Genomic DNA, 5672 nt, shown 5'->3' on the forward strand with positions numbered 1-5672 from the left:
CGACGCCGCTCGCGCGCGATCATCGCCTGGTTCACGACGATCACGCCGATCGTCACGGCCGTGATGAACAGTGTTGCCAACGCATTCATCTCCGGGTTCAGCCCGAGCCGCACGCGCGAGAACACCACCAGCGGCAGCGTCGTCGAGCCCGGCCCGGACAGAAACGCCGACAGCACCAGATCGTCGATCGACAGCGTGAACGACAGCAGCCACCCCGACAGCAGCGCCTGCGAGATCAGCGGCAGCGTCACCACGAAGAACACCTTCAACGGCGTCGCACCCAGATCGAGCGCAGCCTCTTCGAGCGACTTGTTCATCTCTTTGACGCGCGACTGCACGATGATCGCGACATACGACACGCACAGCATCACGTGACCGATCCAGATCGTCACCATCCCGCGGCCCTTCGGCCAGCCGAACATCTGCTCCAGCGCAACGAACAGCAGCAGCAGCGAGATCCCCTGGATCACCTCCGGAATCACCAGCGGCGCGTTGATCATCCCCGTGTACAGCGTGAAGCCCTTGAAGCGGCCGAAGCGCGCGAGCACGAAGCCGGCCCACGTGCCGATCACGACCGACGCGGTGGCCGTCAGCAGACCGATCTTCAGCGACAGCCACGCGGCGGTCAGCAGCTCGTCGTCGTCCAGCAGCGCCGCGTACCACTTCAGCGAGAAGCCCGACCACACCGTCACCAGCTTCGATTCGTTGAACGAGTACACGACGAGACTGATGATCGGGATGTACAGGAACAGAAAGCCGAAGGCGAGAACGCCCGTCGACAGCGGTTTGCTCGGCTTGATCATTTCGCTTCCTCCAGTTCCTTGACCTGGTAGTACTGGAACAGCGCCATCGGCACCAGCAGCAGCATTACCATCGCGACCGTCACCGCGGACGCCATCGGCCAGTCCATGTTGTTGAAGAATTCATCCCACATCACGCGGCCGATCATCAGCGTGTCGGCGCCGCCGAGCAGCTCGGGAATCACGTATTCGCCGACCGCCGGGATGAACACCAGCAGGCTGCCGGCGATGATCCCGTTCTTCGACAGCGGCAGCGTGATGCGCGTGAACGCGACCCACGGCTTGGCGCCCAGGTCGTACGCGGCTTCGAGCAGCGTGAGGTCCATCTTCACGAGGTGTGCATAGAGCGGCATCACCATGAACGGCAGGTACGAATAGACCATGCCGATATAGACGCCGGCATCGCTGTGATAGAGGCGCAGCGGCGTGTGGATGATGCCGAGCGCGATCAGCGCGTGGTTCAGCAGCCCGTCATCCTTCAGGATCCCGATCCATGCGTATACGCGGATCAGGAACGACGTCCAGAACGGCAGCATCACGGCCATCATCAGCACGTTGCGCCGGCCCGGTTCCGCGCGCGCGATGTAGTACGCTATCGGGTAGCCGATCAGCAGGCACAGCAGCGTCGACACGGCGGCCATCTTCAGCGAGCTGAGGTAGGTCGCGATATACAGGTCGTCCTGCAGCAGGAACGCGTAGTGGCCGAGCTGCAGCGCGAAGTGCACGACGCCGTCCTTCATCGCGACGAGCGACGTGTACGGCGGGATTCCCATCACCTGGTCGGCGAAGCTGATCTTGAACACCAGCACGAACGGCAGCGCGAAGAAGACCGTGAGCCACAGGAACGGCACGCCGATCGCGACGCTGCGGCCCGACGGCAGCAAGCGCGACAGCGCGGCGAAGCGGCTGCGGCGTCTGGAAGCCGGTGTCGCGGCGGTGGCGCCGGTCGGAACCGGCGCGGACGGAGTGGAAGCGGAAGTTCTCATCGTGTCGTCCTCACGCCGTCAGCACGACGCCGCTCGCCGGCGACCACGACACGAACACGTCGTCGTTCCACGACGGCGCACCGTCGTGCAGCAGGTGCGAGCTCGACAGGTTCGACACCACCGTCTTGCCGCTCGGCAAGCGCACGTGATACAGCGAGTAGCTGCCCATGTACGCGATGTCGGTCACGACGCCGCGCGCCCAGTTGTGATGCGAGCCGGGTTTCTCGCGCGACACCTGCACGCGCTCCGGGCGCACCGAGATGCCGACCGGCATCCCGAGCGGGCCGGTGACGCCGTGGCTCACGTACATGCGCGCTTCGAGATCGTCGCTCTCGACGAAGATGTGATCGGGCTCGTCCTCGACCACGCGCCCTTCGAACAGGTTCGTCGAGCCGATGAACTCGGCCGAGAAGCGGCTGTTCGGGTATTCGTACACTTCGCCGGGTGTGCCGATCTGCACAATCTTGCCTTCGCTCATCACCGCGAGGCGGCTCGCCATCGTCATCGCTTCTTCCTGGTCGTGCGTGACCATCACGCAGGTCACGTCGACCTTCTCGATGATGTTCACCAGTTCGAGCTGGGTCTTCTGGCGGATCTTCTTGTCGAGCGCGGACATCGGCTCGTCGAGCAGCAGCAGCTTCGGGCGCTTGACGAGCGAACGCGCGAGCGCGACGCGCTGCTGCTGGCCGCCGGACAGCTGATGCGGCTTGCGCTTCGCGTACTTGCTCATCTGCACGAGCGCGAGCGCATCGGCCACGCGCTCCTTGATCTCGTTCTTCGGCGTGCCTTCCTGCTTCAGCCCGAACGCGACGTTCGACTCGACCGACATGTGCGGGAACAGCGCGTACGACTGGAACATCATGTTCACCGGGCGGCGATACGGCGGCAGCGACGCGAGGTCTTCGCCGTCGACGAAGATCTTGCCAGAGGTGGCCGTCTCGAGCCCGGCGAGCATGCGCAGCAGTGTCGACTTGCCGCAGCCGGAGCTGCCGAGCAGCGCGAACAGTTCGTTCTTCGCGATCGTGAGATTTACGTTGTCGACGGCGGTGCTGTCGCCGAATTTCTTCACGACGTTTTCGATGCGTACGAACGCGTCGTTCTTCGAACGGGCCACGGCGGCCGGTTGGGTATGGCGTGCGGCAGCGGAAGAGGGTATCGATTGCATGGGAGTCACCATTCGTTCTTCACGGATTGCAGGCGTGAGCGTCCCCGCACGAGGCGCGTAACGCGACTCGCGAGCAACGGCTCGTGCCGGATGGAACAGGGGTGCGCGGCGTGCGCGGGCGGACGTTCGTCCGCGGAACCCGGGCGGGCAGCGCTCAGCCGATGCCTGCGCCGCCGTGTCGGGTTCCGATCAGTGGCCGGTCTTCAGCTGCGCCCACAGACGGTTCTGGAGGCGCAGGATGTCGGCCGGCATCGGCTTCATCAGCACCATCTTCTTCAGCACGTCTTCAGGCGGATAGACCGTCTGGTCCTGGGCGACCGCCGGCACGACGAACTGATGCGCGGCCTTGTTCGCGGTCGGGTAGAACACCGTGTTGGTGATCGCCGCGTTGACCTTCGGATCGGACACGTAGTTGATCCACTTCAGCGCGGCCTCGGGATGCGGTGCATCCTTCGGGATCACCATCACGTCGAACCACAGCAGGCCGCCTTCCTTCGGGTTCGAGAACTTGATGTCGTACGAGCGCTTCGCCTCCGACGAGCGGCGATGCGCGATGCCGACGTCGCCCGACCAGCCGAGCGCGACGCACACGTCGTTGTTCGCGAGGTCGTTGATGTAGCCGGACGAGTTGAACTGGGTGATGTACGGGCGGACTTTCTTCAGGACATCGAACGCAGCCTGATAGTCGGCGGGGTTCTTGCTGTTCGGATCCTTGCCCATGTATTGCAGCGTCGCGGCGAACACGTCGACGGCCTGATCGAGGAACGACACGCCGCAGCCTTTCAGTTTCTCCATGTTGGCCGGGTCGAACACCAGCGCCCAGCTGTCGACCGGCGCCTTGTCGCCGAGCGCCTTCTTCACCGCCTGCACGTTGTAGCCGATGCCGTCCGTGCCGTACGCCCAGGGCACGCCGTACTGGTTGCCCGGATCCGCATCGGCGATCATCTTCATCAGCAGCGGATCGAGGTTCGCGAGGTTCGGGATCTTCGACTTGTCGAGCTTCTGGTACACGCCGGCCTGGATCTGCTTGGCCATGTAGTTCGAGGTCGGCACGACGATGTCGTAGCCCGAGCTGCCTGCCAGCAGCTTCGCCTGCAGCGTGTCGTCGCTGTCGTAGTTGTCGTACTTGACGTGGATGCCCGTCTGTTTCTGGAAGTTCGGGATCGTGTCCGGCGCGATGTAGTCGGACCAGTTGTAGACGTTCAGGTCCTCGGCATGCGCCGACGGACTGGCGACCGACGTGAACGCAGCCACAGCGGCAAGGGCCGCGACGGAACAGGCTTGGCGAAGAAAGCAGGCACGCATGGTGGAATTCCCTTGGGTTATGGTGACGTGCGGCGCCCGCCGCACGCCTGTAGGCAAAGCCGTTACGAAATGCCCAGTTGCTGGGCGGTCGCATCGACGGCCTTCTTCGCCTTCGATACGAGTTCATCGATTTCCTGACGCGAGATCACGAGCGGCGGCGACAGCAGCATCCGGTCGCCGGTCGCACGCATGATCAGGTTGCCGTTGAAGCAGAAGTCGCGGCAGATCGTGCCGACGTCGCCGCCGTTCTTGAAGCGACGGCGTTCGGCCGGCGCTTCGGCAAGCTGCAGGCTCGCGACCATCCCGTGGCCGTGCACTTCGCCGACGATCGGATGGCGCGCGAAAGTCTCGCGCATCAGCGCCTGGAAGTACGGGCCGGTGTCGGTCTTCACGCGCTCGACGATGCCTTCGTCGCGCAGCAGCTTCAGGTTCGCGACCGCGACGGCCGCGGCCACCGGGTGCCCAGAATACGTGAGCCCGTGATTGAATTCGCCGTGGTCGATGATCGGGCGCGCGATGCGCTCGTGAATGCCGACCGCGCCCATCGGCACGTAGCCCGACGTCAGGCCCTTGGCCATCGTGATCAGGTCCGGCTCGAAGCCGAAATGCTGGTGTGCGAACCATTCGCCGGTGCGGCCGAACCCGCCGATCACTTCGTCGGCGACGAGCAGGATGTCGTACTTGCGGCAGATCCGCTCGATTTCCGGCCAGTACGTCGACGGCGGGAAGATCACGCCGCCCGCGCCCTGGAACGGCTCGCCGATGAACGCCGCGACGTTCTCCGCGCCGAGTTCGAGGATCTTCGCTTCGAGCTGCTGCGCGCGTGCGAGGCCGAATGCGTCGGGCGTCTCGCCCGGCTGCGCTTCGCCGAAGAAATACGGCTGGTCGATGTGCACGATGTGCTCGACCTTCGACGGCATCTGCTCGTGCATGTAGCCCATCCCGCCGAGCGTGCCGCCGGCGATCGTCGAGCCGTGATAGCCGTTCTTGCGCGAGATCACGTATTTCTTCTGCGGCTTGCCCTGCACGCGCCAGTACTGATGCACGAGCCGCAGCACGGTGTCGTTGCCTTCCGAGCCGCTGTTGCAATAGAAGAAGTGGTTGAAACCCGCGGGTGTCACCTCGGCGAGCATCGCCGACAGCTCGATCACCGGCGGGTGCGTGGTCTTGAAGAACGTGTTGTAGAACGGCAGTTCCTGCAACTGGCGATACGCGGCGTCCGCGAGCTCCTTGCGGCCGTAGCCGACGTTCACGCACCAGAGCCCGGCCATCCCGTCGATCACCTTGTTGCCGTCCGAGTCCCACAGGTAGACGCCGTCGGCCTTCACGATCACGCGGCTGCCCGCGCGATTCAGCGCGCCCATGTCGGAAAACGGGTGGATGTGGTGCGCGGCGTCGAGCGCGCGGTATTCGGCG

General features: G+C 64.5%; 5 protein-coding genes. All 5 read right to left on the bottom strand.

Going from position 1 to position 5672, the window contains the following annotated elements; translation table 11 throughout:
- A partial coding sequence (locus O1Q03_RS39615) for an ABC transporter permease subunit (RefSeq protein WP_269511532.1) occupies positions 1 to 803 on the bottom strand: 803 nt, incomplete at its 3' end.
- The gene (locus tag O1Q03_RS39620; RefSeq protein WP_269505017.1) at positions 800 to 1786 is read right to left on the bottom strand and encodes an ABC transporter permease subunit; all 987 of its coding nucleotides are present in this window, start codon (positions 1784 to 1786) and stop codon (positions 800 to 802) included. The genes O1Q03_RS39620 and O1Q03_RS39615, both read right to left, overlap by 4 nt.
- 10 nt (positions 1787 to 1796) lie before the next feature.
- The gene (locus O1Q03_RS39625) at positions 1797 to 2951 is read right to left on the bottom strand and encodes an ABC transporter ATP-binding protein (protein ID WP_269511535.1); all 1155 of its coding nucleotides are present in this window, start codon (positions 2949 to 2951) and stop codon (positions 1797 to 1799) included.
- Between the two features lie 189 nt (positions 2952 to 3140).
- Positions 3141 to 4256: a polyamine ABC transporter substrate-binding protein gene (locus O1Q03_RS39630; RefSeq protein WP_269511537.1), complete on the bottom strand. Its 1116-nt coding sequence runs from the start codon at positions 4254 to 4256 to the stop codon at positions 3141 to 3143.
- 62 nt (positions 4257 to 4318) lie between these two features.
- Positions 4319 to 5672, bottom strand: a 1354-nt coding sequence (locus O1Q03_RS39635; RefSeq protein ID WP_269511540.1) for an aspartate aminotransferase family protein, incomplete at its 5' end; no start/stop codon positions are given.

This window comes from Burkholderia sp. IMCC1007, from assembly GCF_027257875.1.
Lineage (GTDB): Bacteria > Pseudomonadota > Gammaproteobacteria > Burkholderiales > Burkholderiaceae > Burkholderia.

Coding starts and splice junctions, on each gene's coding strand:
- O1Q03_RS39625 (WP_269511535.1), bottom strand. CDS start 2,951: ATGCAATCGATACCCTCTTCCGCTGCCGCACGCCATACCCAACCGGCC.
- O1Q03_RS39620 (WP_269505017.1), bottom strand. CDS start 1,786: ATGAGAACTTCCGCTTCCACTCCGTCCGCGCCGGTTCCGACCGGCGCC.
- O1Q03_RS39630 (WP_269511537.1), bottom strand. CDS start 4,256: ATGCGTGCCTGCTTTCTTCGCCAAGCCTGTTCCGTCGCGGCCCTTGCC.